At 64.6% G+C, this 22,750-nt stretch carries 23 protein-coding genes; 9 read left to right on the forward strand and 14 right to left on the reverse strand.

Features of this window, described 5'->3' with window-relative positions; genetic code table 11:
• Window positions 1-555, reverse strand: coding sequence for a carboxymuconolactone decarboxylase family protein (locus tag ACYQ4T_RS25240; RefSeq protein WP_459859393.1), 555 nt, complete (start codon window positions 553-555; stop codon window positions 1-3).
• Between the two features lie 116 nt (window positions 556-671).
• Between ACYQ4T_RS25240 and ACYQ4T_RS25245 the strand changes: the two genes are divergently transcribed.
• Window positions 672-1,565: a LysR family transcriptional regulator gene (locus ACYQ4T_RS25245; RefSeq protein ID WP_459859394.1), complete on the forward strand. Its 894-nt coding sequence runs from the start codon at window positions 672-674 to the stop codon at window positions 1,563-1,565.
• A gap of 51 nt (window positions 1,566-1,616) precedes the next feature.
• Here ACYQ4T_RS25245 and ACYQ4T_RS25250 read toward each other — a convergent pair whose 3' ends face one another.
• From ACYQ4T_RS25250 to ACYQ4T_RS25285, 8 genes are all read right to left on the reverse strand, one after another.
• Window positions 1,617-3,344, reverse strand: a complete 1,728-nt coding sequence (locus ACYQ4T_RS25250; RefSeq protein ID WP_459859395.1) for a SulP family inorganic anion transporter — start codon at window positions 3,342-3,344, stop codon at window positions 1,617-1,619.
• 3 nt (window positions 3,345-3,347) lie between these two features.
• Complete coding sequence (locus tag ACYQ4T_RS25255) at window positions 3,348-5,708, reverse strand: sensor histidine kinase (RefSeq protein WP_459859396.1); 2,361 nt, start codon at window positions 5,706-5,708, stop codon at window positions 3,348-3,350.
• Between the two features lie 279 nt (window positions 5,709-5,987).
• A complete protein-coding gene (locus ACYQ4T_RS25260; RefSeq protein ID WP_459859397.1) occupies window positions 5,988-6,455 on the reverse strand; it encodes a GFA family protein in 468 nt (155 codons plus the stop codon).
• Between the two features lie 128 nt (window positions 6,456-6,583).
• A complete protein-coding gene (locus ACYQ4T_RS25265) occupies window positions 6,584-7,162 on the reverse strand; it encodes a BA14K family protein (RefSeq protein ID WP_459859398.1) in 579 nt (192 codons plus the stop codon).
• A gap of 216 nt (window positions 7,163-7,378) precedes the next feature.
• Entirely contained in the window at window positions 7,379-7,924 is a 546-nt protein-coding gene (locus tag ACYQ4T_RS25270; RefSeq protein WP_459859399.1) for an FxDxF family PEP-CTERM protein, read from the reverse strand.
• 192 nt (window positions 7,925-8,116) lie between these two features.
• Entirely contained in the window at window positions 8,117-8,521 is a 405-nt protein-coding gene (locus tag ACYQ4T_RS25275; RefSeq protein WP_459859400.1) for a response regulator transcription factor, read from the reverse strand.
• A gap of 150 nt (window positions 8,522-8,671) precedes the next feature.
• Window positions 8,672-9,340, reverse strand: coding sequence for a response regulator transcription factor (locus ACYQ4T_RS25280; RefSeq protein ID WP_459859401.1), 669 nt, complete (start codon window positions 9,338-9,340; stop codon window positions 8,672-8,674).
• A gap of 17 nt (window positions 9,341-9,357) precedes the next feature.
• Window positions 9,358-10,821: a PAS domain-containing sensor histidine kinase gene (locus ACYQ4T_RS25285; protein ID WP_459859402.1), complete on the reverse strand. Its 1,464-nt coding sequence runs from the start codon at window positions 10,819-10,821 to the stop codon at window positions 9,358-9,360.
• 191 nt (window positions 10,822-11,012) lie between these two features.
• Between ACYQ4T_RS25285 and ACYQ4T_RS25290 the strand changes: the two genes are divergently transcribed.
• Both ACYQ4T_RS25290 and ACYQ4T_RS25295 read left to right on the forward strand, forming a co-directional pair.
• Complete coding sequence (locus ACYQ4T_RS25290; RefSeq protein ID WP_459859403.1) at window positions 11,013-11,315, forward strand: hypothetical protein; 303 nt, start codon at window positions 11,013-11,015, stop codon at window positions 11,313-11,315.
• 85 nt (window positions 11,316-11,400) lie between these two features.
• Window positions 11,401-11,643 (forward strand): hypothetical protein, encoded by a 243-nt coding sequence (locus tag ACYQ4T_RS25295; protein ID WP_459859404.1) that lies wholly within the window; start codon window positions 11,401-11,403, stop codon window positions 11,641-11,643.
• A 6-nt stretch (window positions 11,644-11,649) separates the two neighbouring features.
• Here the strand turns inward: ACYQ4T_RS25295 and ACYQ4T_RS25300 are convergent, their stop codons facing one another.
• Window positions 11,650-12,867 carry an MFS transporter gene (locus ACYQ4T_RS25300; RefSeq protein WP_459859405.1) on the reverse strand — a complete coding sequence of 406 codons (1,218 nt, stop codon included), beginning with the start codon at window positions 12,865-12,867 and terminating at the stop codon, window positions 11,650-11,652.
• A gap of 74 nt (window positions 12,868-12,941) precedes the next feature.
• Between ACYQ4T_RS25300 and ACYQ4T_RS25305 the strand changes: the two genes are divergently transcribed.
• From ACYQ4T_RS25305 to ACYQ4T_RS25320, 4 genes are all read left to right on the forward strand, one after another.
• Window positions 12,942-13,949 carry an AraC family transcriptional regulator gene (locus tag ACYQ4T_RS25305; RefSeq protein ID WP_459859406.1) on the forward strand — a complete coding sequence of 336 codons (1,008 nt, stop codon included), beginning with the start codon at window positions 12,942-12,944 and terminating at the stop codon, window positions 13,947-13,949.
• Between the two features lie 57 nt (window positions 13,950-14,006).
• The gene (locus ACYQ4T_RS25310; protein ID WP_459859407.1) at window positions 14,007-14,579 is read left to right on the forward strand and encodes a gluconokinase; all 573 of its coding nucleotides are present in this window, start codon (window positions 14,007-14,009) and stop codon (window positions 14,577-14,579) included.
• Window positions 14,576-15,271, forward strand: a complete 696-nt coding sequence (rpiA, locus tag ACYQ4T_RS25315; RefSeq protein ID WP_459859408.1) for a ribose-5-phosphate isomerase RpiA — start codon at window positions 14,576-14,578, stop codon at window positions 15,269-15,271. Before ACYQ4T_RS25310 ends, rpiA begins: the two co-directional genes overlap by 4 nt.
• A 78-nt stretch (window positions 15,272-15,349) precedes the next feature.
• Window positions 15,350-16,282, forward strand: a complete 933-nt coding sequence (locus tag ACYQ4T_RS25320; protein WP_459859409.1) for a dihydrodipicolinate synthase family protein — start codon at window positions 15,350-15,352, stop codon at window positions 16,280-16,282.
• 103 nt (window positions 16,283-16,385) lie between these two features.
• Here the strand turns inward: ACYQ4T_RS25320 and ACYQ4T_RS25325 are convergent, their stop codons facing one another.
• From ACYQ4T_RS25325 to ACYQ4T_RS25340, 4 genes are all read right to left on the reverse strand, one after another.
• Complete coding sequence (locus tag ACYQ4T_RS25325) at window positions 16,386-17,189, reverse strand: carbohydrate ABC transporter permease (protein WP_459859411.1); 804 nt, start codon at window positions 17,187-17,189, stop codon at window positions 16,386-16,388.
• Window positions 17,186-18,070 carry a carbohydrate ABC transporter permease gene (locus ACYQ4T_RS25330; RefSeq protein ID WP_459859412.1) on the reverse strand — a complete coding sequence of 295 codons (885 nt, stop codon included), beginning with the start codon at window positions 18,068-18,070 and terminating at the stop codon, window positions 17,186-17,188. The genes ACYQ4T_RS25325 and ACYQ4T_RS25330 overlap by 4 nt, the downstream gene beginning before the upstream one ends.
• Window positions 18,071-18,945: 875 nt before the next feature.
• Window positions 18,946-19,503, reverse strand: a complete 558-nt coding sequence (locus ACYQ4T_RS25335) for a hypothetical protein (RefSeq protein WP_459859413.1) — start codon at window positions 19,501-19,503, stop codon at window positions 18,946-18,948.
• Complete coding sequence (locus tag ACYQ4T_RS25340) at window positions 19,500-20,078, reverse strand: ComF family protein (RefSeq protein WP_459859414.1); 579 nt, start codon at window positions 20,076-20,078, stop codon at window positions 19,500-19,502. Before ACYQ4T_RS25340 ends, ACYQ4T_RS25335 begins: the two co-directional genes overlap by 4 nt.
• Window positions 20,079-20,284: 206 nt before the next feature.
• On the opposite strand from ACYQ4T_RS25340, the gene ACYQ4T_RS25345 reads away from it, so the two are divergent.
• Together ACYQ4T_RS25345 and ACYQ4T_RS25350 are read left to right on the forward strand one after the other, a co-directional pair.
• A complete protein-coding gene (locus ACYQ4T_RS25345) occupies window positions 20,285-21,481 on the forward strand; it encodes an ImmA/IrrE family metallo-endopeptidase (RefSeq protein ID WP_459859415.1) in 1,197 nt (398 codons plus the stop codon).
• Between the two features lie 2 nt (window positions 21,482-21,483).
• Window positions 21,484-22,623 (forward strand): beta family protein, encoded by a 1,140-nt coding sequence (locus ACYQ4T_RS25350; protein WP_459859416.1) that lies wholly within the window; start codon window positions 21,484-21,486, stop codon window positions 22,621-22,623.
• Window positions 22,624-22,750 lie beyond the last annotated feature (127 nt).

Below are 22,750 nucleotides of genomic sequence, written 5' to 3' on the forward strand. Positions count from 1 at the left end.
TCAGGCGGCGTCGCGCGCCGGTGCGACGAGCGGGAAATCGACCGTCGTGCCGGCAACCTCGTTCACGTAGTTGGTGAGGGTGTTGAGCGCGACATGGAGCACGATCTCGATGATCTGGCCGGCGTCGTAGCCGGCCTGCCGCACCGCGGCCAGATCGGTATCGGCAACATGGCCGCGCGACGCGGCAATCTTCACCGCGAACTGAACCGCGGCGTCGGCCTTGGCGTCGTTGGAGCGGCCGCTGCGGTTGGCCGCGATCTCGACCTCATCCAGCTTCGCCAGATTCTTGCCGAGATAGGTGTGGGCGGAGAGGCAGTAGGCGCAGCGGTTGAACTCGGCGATGGCCAGTGCAATGCGCTCGCGCGTCCGGGCGTCGAGACTGCCCTTGGCCAAAGCGCCGTTCAGGCCGAGATAGCCGTCGAGTGCGGCCGGGCTGTTCGCCACCACCAGGAACAGGTTGGGCAGGACGCCGAGCTGCTGCTTGACCGCCGCCAGGGCGCCCTGGGCCGCCGCCGGTGCGGCCTCGAGGTTGGCGGGTGTCGGGATTCGGGACATGGAATGCTCCTTTGCGTGCCCGGCGGGGATTGGGCCGGTCCCGAGCATTTAGTTTGTTCCGTTTTTCGCTACTACATGCCATTTATGGAACTCATCCTTCCATTTTTCGAGAGAACATGGACCGCTTTGAATCGATCTCCGCCTTCGTCGCGGTTGTGGAGGCCGGCGGCTTCTCCGCCGCCGCGCGCAAGCTGGGCATGCCGCTCGCCACGGTGAGCCGCAAGGTGTCGGAGCTTGAGGACTTCCTGAAGGCCAGCCTGATCAACCGATCGACGCGCAAGATCACGCTGACCCAGAGCGGCCAGGTGTTCTACGAATCCGGCCGGCGCCTGCTAGAGGATCTGGGCGAGGCGGAGCGTGCCGCCTCCGGCGAGTATCGCGCGCCGCGCGGCGAACTCGTGGTGACCGCGCCCATCGTGTTCGGCCGGCTGCATGTGGTGCCGGTGGTGGTCGAATTCCTGAGACAATATCCGGAGGTCGACGTGCGGCTGCTGCTCGACGACCAGATCGTCAACCTGGGCGAGGACCAGGTGGACCTCGCGGTCCGCATCAGCCCATTGCCCGACAGCAGCATGATGGCGGCGCGCATCGCGACAATCCGTCCGGTCATCTGTGCCAGCCCGGCCTATCTATCCACCCACGGCACGCCGCGCCACCCTGAGGAGCTCGCGGGCCACGACTGCATCATGCGCAGCCGCCTGCCGGCGCCGGATGCCTGGCCCTTCCGCATCGACGGCGCTACCCGAATGGTACCGGTGCGCCGGCGCCTTGTGGTGACGACGGCAGAGGCCAGCATCGAGGCCGCCTTGGCCGGCGCGGGGCTGACCAAGGTCTTCTGCTACCAGGTCGCCGAGGCCGAGCGGCAGGGCCGCCTGGTCACCATCCTGCGCGAGTTCGAGCCGGAGCCGATGCCGCTCAGCCTGGTCTATGCCGGCGGCCGGGTGGTGCCGATGAAGCTGCGCGCCTTCCTGGATTTCGCGGTGCCGCGCCTGAAAAAGCGGCTGCAATAGCAACCGGCGCTCCCTGCGCATCCTCCACCCTCGGCATGCGGCAGCCCGGGCTCAATCCTTGCCGGCGGACGCGGCCTCGCCGCTTTCACTGCGGAGCCATGCCCGCACCCCGTCCGTCACGCGTTCGTAGAATCGGTCGGCGCCGACGAGAGCCTCAATGCCGGCGAGCCGCATCCGCTCGCGCACCGGGTCGCGGACGCGGGCGAAGGCGAAGCTGACGCCCTGCGCCTGCTGCTCCTTGATGAGGGCGAGCAGCGCGTCGCAGGCGCTGGTGTCGATGAAATTCACCGAGCCCGCGTCCAGCAGGACGCGTCTTGCGGCGGGGTGGCTGTCGGCCAGCGCCGATTTCAATCCCAGCGCGACGTGACCGACGCTGGCGAAGAACAGGTCGCCGCCCGCGCGCCAGATCAGCAACCCCGGGAAGGTGCGCGCATCGGGGTGAAGCGCCACGTCGCGATAGGCCTCGCTGCCCGGCACCTGCCCCAGCACCGCGCCGCGGGGATGCGTGGTGCGGTAGATCACCACCATCAGCGCCAGCAGCACGCCCAGGGTAATGCCCTGAAGCACGCCCAGCGTCAGCTCGCCCGCGATCACCACGACGGTGAGGCCGAACTCCCAGCGGTTGCGGGCGAAGAGGTCGCGCAGATAGCGTGGCTTGGAGAGATGCAGCATGGCGGCGATGACGATCGCGGCCAGCGTCGGGTGGGGCAGCCCGCGGAACAGCGGCGTCAGCAGGATCAGGGTGAGGAAGCACAAGATCGCCGCGAACACGTTGGCGAGCTGGGTGCGGGCCCCGGCACTCATGGCGACCGAGGTCTTGGAGAGGCTGCCGACCACCAGGAAGCCGCCGAACAGACCGCTCAGGATATTGGCGGGCCCATGCGCGACCAGCTCCTGGTTGGGATCGATGTCGCCGCCGCCCTCGGTTGCGGCGGCCTTGGCCGCGCCCAGCGCCTCGGCATAGCCGACCAGCACGATGGCCAGCGCGCCGGGCACCAGCTCCCGCAGCACCGCCAGATCCAGCACGGGAAGCGTCAACTGCGGCAGGCCGGACGGCAGCGGACCGACCACGCTGACCCCGGCAGCCTCGCCGCCGAACAAGCCGACCAGGATGGTGGCGCCCACCGCGACCACCAGCGCCGCGGGCACGCGCGGCACGCGCGGCAGCAGGCGGCGCAGCAGCTGCATCGCCGCCAGGCTCAGCAGGCCGGTGAGCACCGGGCCGAACGAAGCATCGGTGAGGTGCTGCAGCACGTGCCAGAGCTTCTGGAAGAAGTTGCCGCTGGCAGCCTCGATGCCCAGCAGATGCGGCACCTGGCCGATGATGGTGACGCAGACCAGGCCCTCGATGAATCCCCGCATCACCGGCGTTGGCACGAAGGCCGCAACCCAGCCCATGCGGAGCATGCCGAACAGCAGGAAGAAGCCGCCGATCAGGACCGCGAGCGTCGAGGTCAGCGCGTTGAACTCCGCCGTGCCCTGCGCCGCGATGGCGCCCACCGTCAGCGCCGAGATGAGACCGGTCGCGGTATCCGGCCCGACCACCAGCCGGCGCGAGGTGCCGAGCAGGGCATAGGCCAGCAGCGGCGGAACGATGGTGTAGAGCCCCATGATGGGCGGCACCCCGACGATGCCGGCATAGGCCATGCCCTCCGGCACCATCACCGCCCAGACGGCAAGGCTCGCCAGGATGTCCGGTATCAGCCAATCGCGCCGATAGGATGCGAGCCAGCCGAGGATCGGCAGCGACCGGCGTGCGAGGGAGTCCGGATGGGGCAAAGGCTACGCGGCCGGCAGCACGACGTTGACGGTCGAGCCCTGGCCGCTCTGGCTTTCGATCTCGAGCGTGCCGTTGTGCTGCTCGATCAGGCGGCGGCAGATCGCGAGGCCGAGGCCGGCGCCGCCCTTGGGCCGCGCCTTGTAGGGATCGGCCTGGGTCGGCGGCGCGGTCAGGTTCGCGGCGAGCGCGCTGCTGCGCTGCAGCTCGGTCATGCCATAGCCGGCATCCTCGACCTGGATGCGGATGCCTTCCGGGCTGCGGTGGGCGCGCAACGCGATACGGCCGCCGCGCGGGCTGAACTTGATCGCGTTGCCCAGCAGGTTCACCAGGATCTGGGTCAGCGCGCGCTCGTCGGCGCGGACCATAACGCCGGTCGGCTGGAAGTCGAGCTGGATCTGCGACTGCTCGGCCTGCGGCTGCACCATGCTCAGGGCCGCGACCGCGACGCTGTCGAAGTTGCAGGCGCCGATGTCGAGCACCTGGCGGCCGATCTCGAGGTTGGAGAGATCCAGCAGGTCGTTGACCATCTTCAGCAGGTGCTCGCCGGAGCGGCGGATGTCGGCGACGTATTCCTGCTGCTTGTTGACCAGCGCGCCGAAATAGCCCTTCGACAGCATGTCGGCGAAGCCGATGATCGCGTTCAGCGGCGTGCGAAGCTCATGGCTCATGCTGCCGAGGAAGGCGATCTTGGCGCGGTTGCCGGCCTCGGCCTTCTCGCGCTGCGCCACCAGCTCGGCTTCGATCTGCTTCAGCCGCGTGATGTCGACGCCGCAGGTGATGATTCCGGTGATGTTGCCCTCGGCGTCGCGGAACGGCGTCTTCAAGGACCAGATGATCGCCGGCTTGCCGTCCGGGCCGGTGCGGGCCTGCTCGAACTGCTGCGCCACGCCCGTCGCCAGCAGCTCGCGGTCGGCGGCCTCGACCCGGTCGCTGGCTTCGCCCGGCACCACTTCCGAGAGGCGCCGGCCGACCAGCTTGGGATCGGGATCGCCCTCGCTGATCACGGCGCCGATCGCGTGGCGGCGCGAGCGGTTGGCGTAGCGGTATCTGAGATCGGTGTCTTTAAAGGTGATGCTGACCGGCATGGCGTCGATCAGCGTCTCCAGGAACTGCCGCATCTCGTGTTCCTGCAGCCGGCGGCCGTGCTCCTCGACCTGGCGGCGGAACACGATCAGCGCCCGCGCCATCTCGCCGATTTCGTCGTTGCGGCCCGTGTCCTGGATCGCGAACTCGTCCTCGCGCGCGGCCTCGACTTCCGGGGTCCCGCTGCCGTCCGGCTCCTGCAGCCGCGACATCTGCCGGGTGATGCGCCGGATCGGCAGGCTGACGCGCTGGTGCACGACCGCGATGCCGAAGCCGGTCATGCAGAGGATGACCAGAATGAGCGCGACGGTGATGGCGAAGCTCACCTTGGCGTCGTGCTGGTAGCGCTTGGCCTGCGCCACCATCTCGGTCATGGATTCCTTCAGCACATTGTCCAACGGATCGAGGAGGCCAGTGTTGAGTTCCTGCAGTTCCGAGACCGAGATGTCGCTCGGGCGCCCCGATTGCAGGGCGGCGATGACCGCGGCCTGGCGCTGGGCATCGGGACCGCTGCGCGCCGCCTTGGCGGCCTCGATCGCCTTGACCAGCGGCGTCGGCACGCCGGAATCGGCGCCGACGCTGAAGACCAACCGCCAGGCCAGATCGGCGCGGCCGCGGTCCTCGGCGGCCTCGATGATGTCCTTGGCGCGCCAGGGCAGCTTGAAGGCGATCGCACTCTCCATCCTGAGCGTGATCAGGCTGGAATAGTAGCGCGCCGCCGCGGCCGAACGGTTGAGCGAGATCAGGCGGTCAATCTCGGGATCGAACAAAGTGGTCGCCTGCTCCACCGCGTCGGCGGCGGCGCTGATGGCGCGGACATAGTCCAGCGAGTCGTCGCTGTAGCGCGCGAGCAGGTTGGCGTCGCGCTGCTTGAGCGGTAGCCGCAGCGCGGCATCGATCGCCGGGCGGAGTGCCACGTTGCGGTCATGGGCCGCGGCCAGACGGTCCGCCAGGATGGCGGCATCCGGCAGGGCGGAGGCGCGCAAGGCGGCGATGCTCTCGGCGACCTTCGCGTCAGTGATCGGCCGGTGCACGGAAAGGCGCTGCCACGAAGCCTCGGCGGCCGGCGCGGTAGCCATCGAGGCAACGACAAGTGTGCGGCGCTCGATCCGCGCCGAGATCAAGGTCGGGAGCAGCGACTGGCCGATATCGGCCAGGGCCACGACGTCGTCGGCGCGGTTGCTGCGCGCCGCGTCCGAGACGCTGCGAATCCCCGCCACGGCGAGCAGAGCCAAGCCCATGACGGCGATCACCAGGGTCAGGAACGTGCGGATGGACATAGCGGAGTATGCATCCCCATGGGGGCGCATCCGCCGGGCGCCCCCGCCGGCGTCATCACCCCGCCAAATCACAGCGGCACTATGATAATCCAGTCTTAATTATTGTTGAATATCTACCTAAGCGCGATCGTTGGCCGATGATGCGGAATCCCGGGACAAGCCTCTGATTTCCCAGGGGCCTAGTGCCGGTTCGGCCTTGCAAAATCACCACCCCGGGAGGTCCTGGTCGGGTGGAAATCCTTGCCGGTCGGTCTCGGCCCGCGATTTCCACGGGCGGATTCAGGTTTGCGCCGCGCCAGCGGCATATTCCCGCATCAATCCCTCCCAGGCTTCCATCGGCGGCAGGGTGGCGAAGGAATGCTTCGCGCCGGTCGCGGCGAAGGGGAGCTTCTCCGCGGCGAAGGTCTCGACGAAAGGCGCAAGCTTCGCCGGCAGATCGCCGTCGAGCATAGTCGACCGCAGGTTCACGAAGAAGTCCATGCCCTCGGGACGGGTGAACATCCAGCTCAGGCAATGCGGGCAGAAATAGTGCCGGGTGGCGCCATGCAGCCCGCCGATCACCGGCTCGCCTTCGGTCACCGCAAAGCCCTCGGCCGGGATCGCGACCGAGAGCGAGAAGGCGGAGGCGCTCATCCGCTGGCAGCCGGTGCAATGGCAGGCGCCGGTGATGGCCGGCGGCGCGCTGACGCGCAGCTTGACCCGGCCGCAGCGGCAGGCCCCGTCCCAAGGGAGTTTCCAGTCGTGCATCGCAGCCTCCTCATCGCTCGGCGGATCGACCGATATGGCACAACGCACGCGTGTCGCGAAAGGACGGTCAAGCGAACGGGGCCGGGATTTTTATCCCGGCCCCGCGGCATTCACGGCATCGGCTCAGATCACAGCTTGCACTTCTGGCGTTCGCCGCTGAGACCCATGTAGGTGTCGCTGGCCGGGTCGTAGGACTTGTAGGTCGCCATGCAGTCCTGGACATGTGTCGGGCTATCGCCGATCACCTCCGGCACCGTGTTCACCACGTTGCCGGTCGGGGTGCTGGTGACCGTGCCGCCGGTGCCGCCGACAGACGGGCTGGCGCCCGGGGTGCCCGAGCTCGGGCTCACCGGCACGGCGATGTTGGCGGTGCCGAGCTTGTCGTTGACCGGCGCGGTGCCCGGATCGACGTCGTTGGTCGAGGCCGAGGAACCGACCGGCAGGCCGAACGCGGCCTCCGCCTCGGCCGACTGGAAGGCCGGGTCGGACTGATACTTCAAATAGAAGCTCTGATACTGCTGCGGGCTCCAGCCGGCGCGGTTGTAGCGCCAGTCGTTGCAGTCTTGGGACTCGATGTTGTTGTCGCAAAAGGTCGAGATCACCTTGTCCTGGGCATCGTTGGCCGAGGCCGGCGCGGCCATCAGGCCCATCGCGACCAGGGCAGCAGCCGACGTCATCACGGAAACGGCATGAATCTTGGTGCGCATGATCCTGCTCCTCCTCGGAGTTTCAGCTGATGAATTGACTGTTCATCCCGACAGCCGGCGGTGATGGGCTGATAAACCGGAAGGCCCTACCGCCGTTCCGAGGGTAAATACACGGAATCGTGCTTAACCCGCGGAACTTTTCGCGGCGGGACAGCGCGGAAAAAGGCCCGGGCGTCGCCGCCCGAGCCACTGGAGGCAACGAGAGAGAGATCGGGATCAGGCAGCGGCGGCTTTGGCGCGACGCCGGGCTGCAAGGCCGCCCAGGGCGCCGAGGCCGGTCAGCAGCAACAGGCCCGCCGCCGGGATCGGCGTCTGCGCGGCATTGGCCGCGATCGAGATCGCGACGAAGGCCTGCTTGCCCGCGGTAACCTGGCCGAAGACCGTCAGCAGATAGCTGCCGGCACCGAGCGCCATACCCGACTGGGCGAAGGAATCGAAGAAGGCGATCGGCGAGCCGGAGGCCTGCGCGATGAGGTTGCTCGCGGAGTCGTACAAGGCCAGCTCCAGCAGATCGACCCCGGTGGTGGGCGAGGTCTGGCCGAAGGCGGTGGCCAGCACCGTGACGCCGCCGCCACTGCCGTCGAGCTGGAAGTCGTACTCCGCGTTGAAGGTCGGACCGCTCGAGCTGATCGTGTCGGCATAGGCATCGCCGGTGGCGATCAGGCCGACCGATGTCGCCTGGGCCGGCTGTGCGGCGATACCGAGCGCCAGCATCAACAGGGCGATGAAACTGAAACAGGTGCCGGAGGTCGCGCGCGTCATGTCTGGCTCCAAGCAAGGATTTCGCGACGGCAGCGCCCGCTGCGCCGCCGAGGCAGTGCGACATGTAAGCGCGCTTGATAGCGGGTGTTCCTCCGAATCACACCGGAAGCGCAACGCGGCAAACCCGATTCATACTTTGCCCGAGATTATTCGGAGTGAATCGGAAAGTTTCGGGGCTGTCTCGCCTGACCCTCAGAGTATGCGCTCGGTGCATGGGGTCGCCCGCTGGGATTCGACGACGTCGTTCAGCAGCTTCACCAGGTCGCGGCCGTCGAATGGCTTGGCGAGAAAGCCGATCGCGCCGCCGGTCTCCGCGCGTGCGCGCACATGCGCCTCGGGGAAAGCGGTGATGAAGACGGTCGGCACCTTGATGCCGGCATCAATCAGACGCTGCTGCAGATCGAGGCCGCTCATGCCGGCCGGCATTTGCACGTCGCTCACGATGCAGTCGACCCGCAGGACGTCGCCGGAGAGCAGGAACAGCTCCGCGGAGGCATAGCTCTGCGCGGCATAGCCGAGCGAGCGCACCAGACTGGCGGTCGCGGTCCGCACCGAAGCGTCGTCGTCGATGATGGCGACCACGGGGACGGTGGTCAATTTGGGTTCACTTGCCAAGATATGTCTCGAAGCCGGTTTCAATGCGCGGCGCGGCGGTTGCTCTGTTCGGGACAAGATGGCGAAGCCTGACCGCCGCTCCTATTATACGGAGGTTTAGATTGCGGGAATTGCAGCGCTGCTGTGTCGCGGCTAGCTCTTCTTCGTGTCGAGGCCCAGCAGCGAAGCCATGCGCACCAGGTCGGCCAGGGACTGGCACCCCATCTTCCGCATCACGCTGGCGCGGTGGATCTTCACGGTGATTTCGCTCAAACCCAGATTGTGGGCGACCTGCTTGTTCATCAGGCCGGCGGTGACGAATCCCATGATCTCCCGCTCGCGGACGGTAAGGGTCTCGAAGGCAGCCCGGACCGCGGCCATTGAATCGTCGCTGGCGCGGCGCTTGCGATCGGCCTCGAGGGCGTTGGCCACCGCATCCAGCATGTCCTGATCGCGGAACGGCTTGGCCAGGAAATCGATAGCGCCCGCCTTCATCGCGCGCACCGACATCGGAATGTCGCCATGGCCGGTCATGAAGATGACCGGGATCGGGATCTGCTCGCGGTTGAGATGATTCTGGAGTTCGAGGCCGCTCGCCCCCGGCAGACGAATGTCGAGCACCAGGCAGGAATGTCCGTCGCCGCGCTTCGCCTCGATAAACTCCTGGGTCGCGCCAAACAGCTGCACCTTGTAGCCCACCGAGCGGAACAGGCTCGACAGGGCGTCGCGCACCGACGGGTCGTCGTCGACGATGTAGATGCAGGGCTCGTCAGGCTTGGCGGCGCCAGAGCGGGGCGGCGCGGGTGCGTTGCCGGTGATCATGGGGTTCGAATCTCCCTTCAAGAAACAGCCTGACCGGCGAGCAGCACGTGGAACGTGGCGCCGGCGCCGTCATTTCGAGTGGCCCAGATGCGCCCCCCGCTCGCCTCGACGATCGAGCGGCAAATCGACAGGCCCAGGCCCATACCGGAAGCCTTGGTGGTGAAGAAGGCGCTGAACAGCCGGTCCGCCGTCTCCGCATCGAAGCCGGGACCGCTGTCCACCACGGCAAGACATGGATTCCCGCTCTCGTCTGTGAAGGAGCGCAAGGCAAGCTGCCGCGTCTCCGGCGCTACGGCATCCATCGCCTGGAGCGCGTTCAGCACCAGATTGATCAGGACCTGCTGAAGCTGGATGCGATCGGCCTGGACCAGCGGCAGGCCCTGCTCAAGATCGAGACTGAGCGTCACCCCCCGCCCGGCGATCTCGCGCTCGACCAGGGCGATGGATTCATCGATGAGAGCGTTCAGGTCGAGCACCGCGATGTTCTGCTCGCTCTTGCGCGAGAGCGCGCGAATGCGGCGGATCACCTCGCTGGCGCGTTCGCCGTCCTGGATCACGCGCCTCAACGCATCCCGCGCCTCGCCAAGATCGGGCACCGGCCGCGCCAACCAGCGCAAGGCCGCCTCCCCGTTGGTGATGATCGCGGCCAGCGGCTGGTTCACTTCATGGGCGATCGAGGCGCTGAGCTCGCCCAAGGTCGACACCCGCCCGGCATGCGCCAGCGCTGACTGCGCCTGGTGCAGCTCCTCGCGCGCAGCGGTGGCGGCGGTTACATCGGTGTTGTTCTCGAGCACGCCGAGCGGTTTGCCCTCCTTGTCGCGCTGCAGGGCCCAACGGCTGGCCGCCACCACGCGCTTGCCGCTCATCGCCGTGTGGATGAGTTCGCCCTCCCAGGCTCCCTCCAGCAGCAGCGCGGCACGGATCTCTTCCGGCGCAATGGGGAAGCGGGTCTGCAGCAGGTCGGTGGCACGCCGGCCGATCGCCTCTTCGCGCGGCCAGCCATAGACCACCTCCGCGCCCCGGTTCCAGTAGGTGATGGTGTCCTTCATATCGCGGACGAAGATCGCGTCATGGGTCAGCTCGAGCAGGTCGGCCTGCTCGCGCAAAGTGACCTCGATGGCATGGTTGCGCAAGGCGAGCGCGCTGGTGATGCCGATCGCCGAGAGGCTGACGATGCAGCGGATCAGCGGCGGGCCGGGCTCATGATCGCCGTGGACGATGACGTAGCTCAAAACGGTCAGGATGGCGCAGCCCAAAGCGGTCTTCACCAGGACCGCGCGGCGCGCGGCGCCAGCGGCAAGATGGATCACGATCACGTAGAAGACCGCGACCGCGGTGTCGAGCGGGGTGAAGGTATCGACCGCGAAGATGGCGACCGCGAGAATCGCCGCGCTCCAGGCCCAGGCCCGGTGCGACGGGACCGGATCCGATGGGACGCTCGTTCTATCTGACGCAGGGGATCCGTTGAGGTCGATCGACATGAGTTTCAATTTATACCAAGCGAAAGTCGCGCAGCAATCAATGTGTCCCCTGCCCACGGTTTCGGAAGCGCAGACTATACTCAAGTATAGGGTCGCTTGCCCTCATTGATGATGCCGCCGTCCCCGCGTGCAATGGCTGCGTCGGCGTGGCCGCGGTTAGGTTTCATCGTCACAGCGGAGGAGCGCCCCCGATGAACATCTTCCCCTTTCTCGCCGCCTTCACCCTTTGCATCAGTGTTGCAATCCTGAGCGCGAGCTTCGACGACCTGCGCGAGCGGTCGCTGCCCCTCGACCTCGCCGCCGGGCATGAAGCCGCCAAGCACGACCTCATGGCCGCCGTAGCCCGCGCCCAGCCGCCGGCACCGGCGCCGCGCCCGATCATGGAAGCGAATGAGGGACTGCTCGACCACGAGCTCGCCAGCGTCGACCCGATCCAGGCCTGGCTCGATCGCACCCTCACCCCGCCGGCGGACGACCTCCGGCCGAGGGATTGAAGCAGCAATCATGGAGAAGGATCTCCCTCACCCCGCGCTCATCGCTTCCGCGCGCCAGATCATGGACATTCCCGAGGAGGACGAAATGCAGAATGAAGACGGACCGCTCACCCTCACCTGGTACGCGCTCGGCCATGCCGCGGTGCTGCTCTATCTCGCTCTGCATGCGCTGGCGAACCTGTCGCCGATGGAGCGCGGGCTGGCCGCCGGCACGCTGCTGCTCGCCGCCACAGCCGCCGCGCTGCTGTGGCGCGACCGGCTGCGGGCGGCGATCGCCATGGCCGAGGTCTTGGCGCCGGCGGCACGTGCTGCCAGGCCGTCGCGCTGAGTCTCCTCAGGCGGTCGCCGGCTTGCGGCCGAAGGCGAGGACCAGCGCCGCGCCCAGCAGCGTCGCAAAGCCGCAATAGCCGATGACGCCGGTGGGGCCGAAGCCGTCCACCAGCAAGCCGCCGAGCACGGCACCGCTGGCGATCGCGATCTGGAAAGCAGCGACGATCAAGCCACTGGCGCCTTCCGGCTGGTCCGGTGCCGCCTTGACGATCCAGGTCTGTACGCCGACCGGGATCGCGCCGAAGGCGAGGCCCCAGAACGCCACGCCCACGGCCGCGATCCAGGGCGTGGCGCCGAAGGCGACCAGCACGAAGGAGGTGACCGCTATGGTGAAGGCGCCGGCAATCACCGAGGCTTGCGCGCTGCGCGCGGTGATCGCGCCGCCGACCAGGTTGCCGAAGAAGCCGCCGACGCCGTAAGCGAGCAGCACCAGCGAGATGATTCCGATCGAGAGCGCCGGCACCTGCTCGAGATAGGGCCGCACATAGGTGAAGCCGGCGAAATGGCCGGAGATCGAGATCAGGATAGTGGCGAGCACCAGGCGGATGCTGGGCCGGCGCAGCAAGGCAACCAGGGTCCGCAGGTTGGGCTTGGCCTGCGGCGGCAGGCTCGGGAGGCTCAGCACCTGCGTGAGCAGCGTGAGCGCCCCGATCGCGGCGGCGATTCCGAAGACCGCGCGCCAGCCGAGGAGATCGCCGAGATAGGCGCCGATCGGCGCGGCGCTCACGGTGGCGACCGAAACGCCGGTGAAGACGATGGAAAGCGCCCGGGGCAGCAGGCGCTCCGGCACCAGGCGCATGGCAATGGCCGCCATCATCGACCAGAAGCCGCCGATGCCGATGCCGAGCAACAGCCGCGCCCCCAGCAGCATGGTGAGATTGGTGGCCAGGGCCGCGAGTAGGCTGGAAGCGATCAGCAGCGCGGTCAGCGACCACATCACCAGGCGGCGGTCGAGGTTGCGGGTCAGGATCGGCATGAAGATGCCGGCGAAGGTGCCGATCACCGCGGTCGCGGTGACGGTCTGCCCGGCGGCGCCGTTGCTGACGCCGAGATCGGCGGCGATCGGGGTCAACAGGCTCGCCGGCAGGAACTCGGCGGTCACCAGGCCGAACACGCCCATCGCCAGCGACAGCACGCCGGCCCAGGCGGGCGAGATCGAAAGCTCGACGTCGAGGGCGGGGGAGTCGGGTTGGGCTTCCGCCACGGCCAGGGATTCGGACATGCATTTGCTCCAGGGTTGGCTGCCGTTAACACTTGCCCCTGGCAATCCGGATTTTCCATGCTAGATTTACCGCAATGTTTGACAAATCGTCCAAAGATCGGGCAGAGCCGGGCGGCGACCCCCTGAGCGAGATGCTGCGCGGGCTGCGCCTGGACGGGGTGGAATACGGCCGGTTCCGGATGCAGGCGCCCTGGGGCCTGAGCTTTCCGGCCCAGGAGGCGGCGCGCTTTCACTTCGTCTCGGGCAGCGGCTGCTGGCTGCTGACCCCGGAGAAGGAATGGATCCGCTTCGAGCCGGGCGATGCGATGCTGCTGCCGCGCGGCGCCGGGCATGCGCTGGCCAGCGCGCCGAACGCGGAGACGATGCCCTTCTGCCGCTGCGCCTTCCAGAAGGTCTGCGAGAACATCTTCGAGACCAGCGGCGGCGGCGGTGGTGGCCGACCGGGGGACGAGACTCTCCTGTTCAGCGGCAGCATGACCTTCAACATCGACCGGCTGCATCCCCTCCTCCGCCTGATGCCGGAACTGATGCAGGTGCACCAGGCGACGGTCAACGAGCCGGGGATCCCGGATCTCCTGAAGACCATGGGCTGCGAGGTGGCGATGGACCGGGTCGGTGCCGGCGGAATCCTGGCGCGGCTGGCCGATGTCGTCGCGGCCAGCCTCATTCGCACCTGGGTCGAGCGCGGCTGCGGCGATGCCAGCGGCTGGATCGCCGCGGCGCGCGATCCCGATATCGGCCGCGTGCTGGCCGCGATCCATCTCAATCCCAGCGCCGACTGGACCATGGAGACGCTGGCGAAGACCATGCGCGGCTCGCGCTCCGCCTTCGCCGAGCGCTTCACCCGCGTGGTCGGCGAGACGCCGGCGCGCTATGTGGCGCAGGTGCGGATGCACCACGCGCGGCAGTGGCTGAGCCGCGACAAGGCACGGATCGGCGTGGTCGCGCAGCGCCTCGGCTATGATTCGGAGGCCTCGTTCAGCCGCGCCTTCAAGCGCGTGATGGGTGTGCCGCCGAGCCATTTCCGAAGCACCGACAGCGAAGCCGCCGACGACACCAACCGGATGCGCGCGCCGTCCTAGGGATGCTATAGTCCGCCCGCGCCCCAGGAACTGGCGCGGGCGGAATGATCTCAGAGGATGCCTTTGAACCCGGAGAGTGGCGATCCGATCGTCGTCGTGCTGATGGGCGTGTCCGGGTCGGGCAAGAGCACGGTCGGCAAGCTGCTCGCCGAGAATCTCGGCTGTTCCTATTTCGATGCTGACGATTTTCACGCGCCGGACGCGATCGCCAAGATGAAGAGCGGCCAGCCGCTCGACGACCGCGACCGCATGCCCTGGCTGGCGCGGATCGCGCAGAGGATCGAGCTCCTGGTGGCCGACGACGAATCCGGCGTGATCGGCTGCTCGGCGTTGAAGCGCAAGTATCGCGACATCCTGTTCGACGGCATCCCGCGGGACCGGGTCGCCCTGGTCTTCCTGCGCGGCAGCTACGACCTGATCCGCGGGCGGCTGGCGGCGCGGCAGGATCATTTCATGCCCCCCAGCCTGCTCGACAGCCAGTTCCAGCAGCTCGAGGAGCCGACGCGGGACGAGCAGCCGATCAAGGTCGATATCGCGCCCGCGCCCGATGCCATCGTCGCCGCGATCCTGCGCGAGATCGCAAGGCGCGCTGAATCCCTGGGTGGCGGCCCCGCGGTGGGAGCGGCGTGAAGCGGATCGATCCGGCGCTCGACGCCGCCAAACGCAACGCCGCAATCCGTGCCGTGGCGGCGGTCGAGAGCAAGATGGTGCTGGGCCTGGGCAGCGGGTCCACGGCGAGCATCGCGATCGCGCTCATCGGCCGGCGCGTCGCGCAAGGACTCGACGTCGTCGGCATTCCCTCTTCCGAACGAACCGCGGCGCTGGCGCGCGAGGTCGGCGTGCCGCTCACCGATTTCGCGCGGCATCGCCGGATCGACCTCACCATCGACGGCGCCGACCAGATCGAGGAAGGCTCGCTGAACCTGATCAAGGGCCTGGGCGGCGCCATGCTGCGCGAGAAGATCGTGGCGGAAGCGAGTACCCGGATGATCGTGGTCGCCGATCACACCAAGCGGGTACAGCAGCTGGGGCCCGCGACGCCGCTGCCGGTGGAAGTCGTGCCGTTCGGCTGCGAGATTGCGATCGAACGCCTCGCGGCCTTGGGCTGCCATGCCGAACTCCGGCGCGTGGACGGCAAGGCATTCGTCACCGATGGCGGCAACTTCGTCGCCGATTGCCGCTTTGCGGCCATTGCCGATGCGGCCGGCCTGCAGGCAAGCTTGAAGCGGATCACCGGTGTGGTGGAGACGGGGCTGTTCGTCGGCCTGGCGTCGCAGGCCATCCTCGGCAGCGACGATGGCGTGACAGTGCTGGAGCGCTAGCGACGCCTCTTTCCCGGCGCCGGGCGGTCGGCCTATAGTCCGGCCCATTTCGATTGCCATCCCACAGGAGAGAGAGCCTTGGCCGCCAATCCGTTCCGCGGGTGCATTCCCGCGCTGATGACCCCGGTGAAAGCCGACCGCACGCCGGATTTCGACGCCCTCGCCCGGATGGGCAAGGAGCTGGTCGGGCTCGGCATGTCCGGCGTGGTCTATTGCGGCTCGATGGGCGACTGGCCGCTGCTGACCGACGCGCAGCGCATGCAGGGCGTCGAGGCCCTGGTGAAGGCCGGCGTCCCGGTGGTGGTCGGAACCGGGGCGCAGAACCCGGCGCGGGCCGCGGCGCTCGCCGCCCATGCGAAGAAGGTCGGCGCCGCCGGGCTGATGGTGATCCCGCGGGTGCTGTCGCGCGGGCCGTCGGCAACCGCGCAGGCCGCGCATTTCGCCGGCATCCTGGAAGCGGCGGTCGATCTCCCCGCCGTCATCTACAACAGCCCCTATTACGGCTTCGAGACCAAGGCCGAGCTCTTCTTCGCGCTGCGCGCCAAATACAAGCACCTGATCGGCTTCAAGGAGTTCGGCGGCGCCAAGTCGCTGACCTATGCCGCGGAGAACATCACCTCGGGCGACCCTTCCCTCACGCTGATGGTCGGCGTGGACACCCAGGTGGTGCACGGCTTCGTCAATTGCGGCGCCAAGGGTGCGATCACCGGCGTCGGCAACGCGCTGCCGAAGGAAGTGCTGCACCTGATCAGCCTCTGCGAGAAGGCCGCGGCCGGCGACGCCGCGGCACGGCGCAAGGCGCTGGAGCTCGACGAGGCGATGCGCGTGCTCTCGACCTTCGACGAAGGCCCGGACCTGGTCCTCTACTACAAGCAGCTGATGGTGCTCGAGGGGCATCAGGAATACGAGCTCCACTTGAATCCGAGCGATGCGCTTTCGCCCAGCCAGAAGGCGCATCTGGAAGCGGCGTGGAGGCAGTTCAAGGCGTGGTACGCGAGCTGGAATACTTGATTCGTCATGCCCGGGCTTGACCCGGGCATCTCTCTCCAATCTGCACGGGATTGCCGGGTCAACCCCCGGATCGCAGTCCGGGGGCGGCAATGACGTTTGGTGTTTAGACTACCCTTCCCATCGAGAAGCCGCGCGCGAGATGCCGGCGCATGAAGACGACCAGCAGCAGGCCGGGGATCAGCCCGAGCACGCCCGCCGCGGCGAGCAGCGGGATGTCGGCGATGTTGACGCTGCCCGCCCGCGACATGATGCCGTTGATCGGTTTCGCCGCGACCACCGTGAGGCCGTTGGCCAGCAACACCTCGACCCAGGAGAACATGAAGCAGAAGAAGGCGGTGACCGCGATCCCGGGCGCGATCAGCGGCAGCAGGATGCGGCGGAAATAGCCGAGCAAGCTGTAGCCGTCGATCCGCGCGCTCTCGTCGATCTCGCGCGGGATGCCGGAGACGAAGCCTTCCAGGATCCAGACCGCGATCGGCACATTGAAGAAGCAATGGGCGATGGCGACGGCGATATGCGTGTCGATCAGGCCGAGGTCGGAGAAGATCTGCACGAAGGGCACCAGCAGGATGGCGGGCGCCATCATGCGGAAGGTCAGCAGCACGAAGAACAGCGCGCGGCTGCCGAAGAAGCGATAGCGCGCCAAGGCAAAGGCGGCGGGGATCGCCACGCCGACCGAGATCGCGACGTTCATCAGCACGTAGATGAGCGCGTTCACATAGCCGAGATACCAGGCCGGGTCGCTGAAGATGACGGCGAAATTCTCCAGGGTCGGGATCCGCGGCCAGAGGGCGAAGCTGGCGCCGATCTCGGCATTGGTCTTCAGGCTCATCACCAGCAGCCAATAGAGCGGCACCGCGATGAACAGCGCGTAGAGGATCGGGATCAGGCTGGGGCGCTGCGTCATGCCGGCCCCGCCTTCGGGTCGAGGCTGTGCCTCGACACCACCAGGGTGAAGAAGGCCCAGGAGACGCAGAGCACGACCAGGAAATAGACCACCGCCATGGCGCCGCCTTCGCCGAGATTGAACTCGACCAGGGCGGTCTGCACCAGCTCGCGCGAGAGGAAGGTGGTGGCCACACCAGGCCCGCCGCGCGCCACGACATAGGGCTCGGTGTAGATGATGAAGCTGTCCATGAAGCGGAGCAGCACGGCGACCAGCAGCACGATGCGGAGCTTGGGGAGCTGGATATGGCGGAACACCGCCCAGGCGGAGGCGCCGTCGATGCGGGCGGCGCGGTAATAGTCGTCGGGGATGGCGCGCAGGCCGGCATAGCAGAGCAGCACCACCAGCCCGGTCCAATGCCAGGCATCCATCGCCGCCAGCACCAGCCAGACCACGACCGGATGATTCATGTCGAGGCCGAGGCCGAGCCATGACAGCAGCTCGTAGAGCAGGCCGGCCTTGGGCAGGGTCATCGCCGCCCAGAGATAGCCGACGACGATGGTCGGCGTGAGCAACGGGATGGTGAAGAGGATGATGAAGGCGGAGGCCAGCATCCCGCGCGGCGGCATCTTCAGCGCGACCAGGATGCCGAGCGGCATCTCAACGCTGAGCACCAGCAGCGAGAAGCCGAGGCTGCGCAGCAGCGCCGCGTGAAACTCCGGCGAGACCAGGATCTGCTGGAACCAGGTGGTGCCGACCCAGATGAAGCTGTTGCCGCCGAAGGTGTCGTGCAGCGAATAGTAGGCGACGAAGGCCATGGGGATGATGCCGCAGAGCGCCATGACCAGGGCGGCGGGGGAAAGCAGAAGCAGGCTGTGGAGATTGCGGCGGGCGGGCGTCATGCGGTGCGGGTCTTATTAGTGCGTCCGTGTGGGCGTCCGTGTGGGATTGGGCGGCTCGATGGATAAGGCAGGTCTCGGGGGGTGAAAACTTGATTCTGTCTGCGTCCTGTCTGCGTTGGGGCCGGAGAAAGTGGCGGAAAACCGCGGGGTTCGTGGACGGACGGAACACAGACGGCGGTCTTGTCCCTATGCATGCGGGCGAAATTGGGCGGCGCGAAGGGTGAGGCCTGTCTCAGGGGCATGAAAACCTGATTCTGTCCGGGTCCTGTCCGGGTCGGGGCAAGAGAAAATGGCGGAAAACTGCGGCATTTGCGAGCGGACGGAATACGGACAGCGGCGAACGGCCGATCCCTTCAGAATTGCGCGGCGCCTTGCTGTGCCGTGCCTGTCCGGGTCCGGTCCGGTCGTCTGCGTTGGAATTGATCTCGTCGGGGTCCGGTCGGGGTCGTGTAATTCTGTCGGGGTCCGGTCGGGGTTGACGAACCGCTCAGCCCGCGCGGCACCGGCAACACAACCTTTACGGCGGAGGGTCGGTATTTAGGGTGAAAATCCGGATCAAGCGCTTGAGGCCGCAGGCGAAACGCCATCCCGCGCGACGAAAGCGATTCCCTGCCCGGGTAAAGGCCCTGTAAAGGTTCGCCCTGGGGCAATCAGCAGCCCCTTGCGACGCACGGCTTTCAGCACATCACTCACGATGTCAAACAGCGCTTGCAGTATAGCAGGATGCGTGCGGTTTGTCCGGTATGGCGTCGCTTGAATTCAAGTTCATCTGCACCACGGAAACCGGTGCGCGCCTAAGGGTGCAATGTCGTGGTTCGCAAGTGCCGTACGCCGAGACGTCAAAGCATGTGTGTATTTGCTTTGACTTTCAGACGTCAAAATTCAAGAGCCACCTGGCGTCGGTTAGCGCTTCGCAACCTCTCGGGAATTGAAATTTTCCTCTCAAGTTCGTCGAGAGTATCATCATCACAACGGAGTAGAAACTCGATCAGCTGATCTTTCGATTGGAAGTTATAAAAGCGTTTCTCTGGGGCAAAATAAACAACGAGCTTCTTGCCCTCAGCCAATAACCAAAACATGTTCTGGACCGATCCGGAGCTCTTTCCATCCCATAGTACGAGCCCACAGTCGGCAATTCTCGACATCTCCTTGTCCTTCTGGGCGTAAAAGTGGCGACCCGAAAGACGATCTGATGTGATTACGTTTCTTGTAGGCCAGTGGCCTATGTTATTGCGAGGCGCTGCCCCAACAAAATGAACTGTGACTTCGCTGTAGTCCATCTCATGGAGGCAGCTTTGCATCGCTTTATCAGCGCCATTAGCATCGCCCACAACTATCTTAAGGTGATTCTCCACCATATTCTTTATCCGCTCTCGAACATCGCATCCAATACGACTGATCTTCCGAGAGCCAGACAGGAATACCACAGTCATCGATTGCTTCTCGTCTTTGTCATCGTCAACACCGAAACACGTCCGGCTTTGCCGCGTTCATAGAAGAGGTCAGTGGCAACGTGGAGGGTTGCACCAGATCTATAGAGGTCATCGACGAGCAATATCTTCTTGCCCTGAAACTTGGCGCCCATTGGGTTGAGCTTGAATGCAGCTTCCAGAAGTTCATTTCGGGCTACGGGATCCGTAATTCCCTTCAGTTCTTCATTGCCCGAATTTTGCAAGCAGTCGCAGACCACAGGAACGCCTCGCCTCTTACCCAACGCGACTGTGATTAGTTCAACCGGCTTAATCGGTCGATTCTTATTCGTAGCCGGAATCGGAACAAGGAAGTCGAAACCTTCGATGTTACCAATCTGGTCCAGTAACTTGACTATCCTTGAAACGGTAGATTGGTCGTGCTTGTACTTCAACTGATAGACAAGCTCCCCCATTTCACTTCGCGTATTTTCGAAACGATCATGTCCGAATTCGTCGGTACCAAGATGCGTGCTTGACACAGTGTGCAAGTCAAAAGCCTTACCCGAGTGCCAATTACCTTCGAGAGTAATCGCCATCCACGTCCCTTGGCCTCCAATTCAATAATCAGCAAATTTATCTGATTCGGGGCTTAAAAAATCGCCATTTGGCATTGACACAACATATATGTTGTGTCTACTATTCCTATATGGCCCCGACCTCACTGATCTCGAATGACCGACAAGCGAGGGAGGCTAGCCTTTTTCTCGAAGAATTGAACCGAGCGCTATCTTCCGAACAGGTGTTGAGAGCGCTGGTGGAAGGGTTGCCGCGTGAAGTGATCAACGGCATCCATCGATCCCTTACAACCGAGCGCAACGAACTGAGAAAGCTTCTAGAGTCTTATCAGAAAGCCAAGAACGGCGACTTTTCAGCCTTGAAAGAACTGGCCGGAAGTGATCCTGGTGCCCTTCTTATTGTCGCGCGGATCACGAAAGGGCTTTCTCAGAAAGAGTTGGCTCGCAAGTTGGGCCTACGCGAACAAGCTATCCAACGCTGGGAAACTGAAAGATATCGATCTATCAGCTTGTCGAACTATCAGAAGGTGGCAGGCGTCTTAGGAGTCACGTGGAGCATCGACATCTCGACGCCCCTAAAGGAGAGATTGGGCTTAGCAATCGAAACGCCTCGCTCTCAGGTAGCGAAGGTACTGCGTCACGCCCGCGACCACAAATGGCTCGAGGCTAAAGATCCAAATGATGAGAATGCTATAGCTGCACTGGTGCGCTACGTAGGTGACCACGTCATTCGTTACGGCACGCCCTCTTTACTTCGAACAGGGATGAATGTCATCGACCACTCTCAAGATTGGTCACTAATCTCTTGGAAGGCGCAGGTCACCCGACGAGCCGAGCACATTATTAATTCGGCGCTCCCTAAATACCGCCCAATAGACGTCTCCTGGCTAATGCAACTGGTCCGCCTTAGCTCTCACGACGATGGCCCAAGGCTTGCTCAAGAATTGCTACGCAGGCATGGAATAGTTCTGATTGCTGAGCCTCACATTCCAGGAATGTCCGTCGATGGCGCATCATTCCTCGTAGATGATGTGCCAGTTATCGGCCTTACCCTGCTACGAGATAGCTTGGACAACTTTTGGTTCACTCTGCTTCATGAACTCGGCCATATTATACTTCACTATCGAACAGGGCTGGCATCTGGCTTCTTCGATGATGTCACTTCGCCTGAAGTCGATGAATTTGAGGAAGAGGCGAACGCGTTCGCCAGCAACTTGCTAATACCGGAGGAAATCTGGGTTCGATCGCCCGCAAGGGTTGCCAGACTACCGACAGCCGTAGAGAAGTTGGCTAAGCAACTTGGAATAAATTCGGCTATCATATTTGGGCGAATCAGGATGGAGCGAAATGATTACGCTCTGTTTTCAGAAAAAATTGGCAGAGGATTAGTTCGCCGGCAGCTTGTTCCAGACATCCAGGAGTAGTCATGCTTACGATTGGCAGACCGCTTTATTCCCCTGCGCTTCGAATGAAGACCGGTGAACTAACCGGGATACGTGATCTCGCTTCAGATGTTGCAGACTGCTTGGCACTTCGATTGATTGTGCCCCCGCCCGCAGAGCGGGACGAGGAACTGCAGAACAGCCTCTTTCCAGGTGATCAAGTTCCTACCATCGGCAGCATCTTGTCGAGGTATTGGCGGGATCGGGACGCTTTTATCGAGCCAACGTATTTGATCGACGACTTCGGAAGAGATCGCGTCAGCGCTTGGCTGCCGCGAATGTTTGAGTTGGCGAGAAAGGCGTCGGTCCGAGCGATCCCCCTCTTCTCGCTGAAGGACTTCTCCAGTCTGGACAAAGCCACAGTAAAGGCTTCCTTCTGCGATGGACCTCTCTCCAGATTTGGCGTCGTTCTTTCCTCGGCCGATCTCATCGACCGCGAAGCAATCGATAGCGTATGTCGTGTTTTGGATGCGGTGAAGGCCGACCCCAGTGAATGTTCGATATTCGCTGATTTTCATGATGCCGACTTCACAGAGCCAACCTTAATCGCACCGATCATTTCGGCAGCTTTTGAGTTGTTGCAGGAAGCCGCCCTGTGGAGACACGTGATCTTCCAGGGAACAAATTTCCCCGAAAAGAATCTCGCTCAGCCGGATTCCCACTACCGAGCGCCGCGAAACGAATGGAAGGCTTGGAGACTTGCCACTCGTTTCGACCAATCAAGCGCCGACCAGCAAATGTTTGGAGATTATGCCGCCGACTGCGCCAAGCTGGTGTTCGGAACGAGTGGTGGCGCCGCCATTAGGCACTACCGTTACACCACGGGCGAAGAATGGATCATCGAACGCGGGAAAAAGGCGGGCAAGGATAGCGAAATCATGCGCGAAGTATGCAATCGCATTATTTTGAGCAAGAATTTTGCAGGCCGAGATTTTTCGAGGGCCGATGATTTCATCTACCGCACGGCGAAAGGGCTAGCTGGGCCTGGAAATGCAACGATCTGGCGCGCAATCAACACAACCCATCACATTACGCGGGTGGTCGCCGACATTGGAGAGCGCAGAGGAGTGCAGATCGCTAAAGCGGCAGTTTCGCCGCTTTATGAGCAGTCAACCATCTTCTAGTAAGGGCTAGATCCGATCCGCGAAGCAGCCAATTTCAACTTTAGCATAGAAGAGTTGTGAAGCCGCCTCGTAACAGCCTTCGCGGCGAGGTACCGCCGCGCGCACCGTGCTAGCGTCCGCTACTTTT

It is taken from the genome of Dongia sp. agr-C8 (assembly GCF_054658695.1).

What these genes read in the sequence shown, in the direction of transcription:
- ACYQ4T_RS25240 (WP_459859393.1), bottom strand. Translation starts at nt 555, where the DNA reads ATGTCCCGAATCCCGACACCCGCCAACCTCGAGGCCGCACCGGCGGCG.
- ACYQ4T_RS25245 (WP_459859394.1), top strand. Translation starts at nt 672, where the DNA reads ATGGACCGCTTTGAATCGATCTCCGCCTTCGTCGCGGTTGTGGAGGCC.
- ACYQ4T_RS25255 (WP_459859396.1), bottom strand. Translation starts at nt 5,708, where the DNA reads ATGTCCATCCGCACGTTCCTGACCCTGGTGATCGCCGTCATGGGCTTG.
- ACYQ4T_RS25260 (WP_459859397.1), bottom strand. Translation starts at nt 6,455, where the DNA reads ATGCACGACTGGAAACTCCCTTGGGACGGGGCCTGCCGCTGCGGCCGG.
- ACYQ4T_RS25265 (WP_459859398.1), bottom strand. Translation starts at nt 7,162, where the DNA reads ATGCGCACCAAGATTCATGCCGTTTCCGTGATGACGTCGGCTGCTGCC.
- ACYQ4T_RS25270 (WP_459859399.1), bottom strand. Translation starts at nt 7,924, where the DNA reads ATGACGCGCGCGACCTCCGGCACCTGTTTCAGTTTCATCGCCCTGTTG.
- ACYQ4T_RS25280 (WP_459859401.1), bottom strand. Translation starts at nt 9,340, where the DNA reads ATGATCACCGGCAACGCACCCGCGCCGCCCCGCTCTGGCGCCGCCAAG.
- ACYQ4T_RS25285 (WP_459859402.1), bottom strand. Translation starts at nt 10,821, where the DNA reads ATGTCGATCGACCTCAACGGATCCCCTGCGTCAGATAGAACGAGCGTC.
- ACYQ4T_RS25290 (WP_459859403.1), top strand. Translation starts at nt 11,013, where the DNA reads ATGAACATCTTCCCCTTTCTCGCCGCCTTCACCCTTTGCATCAGTGTT.
- ACYQ4T_RS25295 (WP_459859404.1), top strand. Translation starts at nt 11,401, where the DNA reads ATGCAGAATGAAGACGGACCGCTCACCCTCACCTGGTACGCGCTCGGC.
- ACYQ4T_RS25300 (WP_459859405.1), bottom strand. Translation starts at nt 12,867, where the DNA reads ATGTCCGAATCCCTGGCCGTGGCGGAAGCCCAACCCGACTCCCCCGCC.
- ACYQ4T_RS25305 (WP_459859406.1), top strand. Translation starts at nt 12,942, where the DNA reads ATGTTTGACAAATCGTCCAAAGATCGGGCAGAGCCGGGCGGCGACCCC.
- ACYQ4T_RS25310 (WP_459859407.1), top strand. Translation starts at nt 14,007, where the DNA reads ATGCCTTTGAACCCGGAGAGTGGCGATCCGATCGTCGTCGTGCTGATG.
- ACYQ4T_RS25325 (WP_459859411.1), bottom strand. Translation starts at nt 17,189, where the DNA reads ATGACGCAGCGCCCCAGCCTGATCCCGATCCTCTACGCGCTGTTCATC.
- ACYQ4T_RS25330 (WP_459859412.1), bottom strand. Translation starts at nt 18,070, where the DNA reads ATGACGCCCGCCCGCCGCAATCTCCACAGCCTGCTTCTGCTTTCCCCC.
- ACYQ4T_RS25335 (WP_459859413.1), bottom strand. Translation starts at nt 19,503, where the DNA reads ATGACTGTGGTATTCCTGTCTGGCTCTCGGAAGATCAGTCGTATTGGA.
- ACYQ4T_RS25340 (WP_459859414.1), bottom strand. Translation starts at nt 20,078, where the DNA reads ATGGCGATTACTCTCGAAGGTAATTGGCACTCGGGTAAGGCTTTTGAC.
- ACYQ4T_RS25350 (WP_459859416.1), top strand. Translation starts at nt 21,484, where the DNA reads ATGCTTACGATTGGCAGACCGCTTTATTCCCCTGCGCTTCGAATGAAG.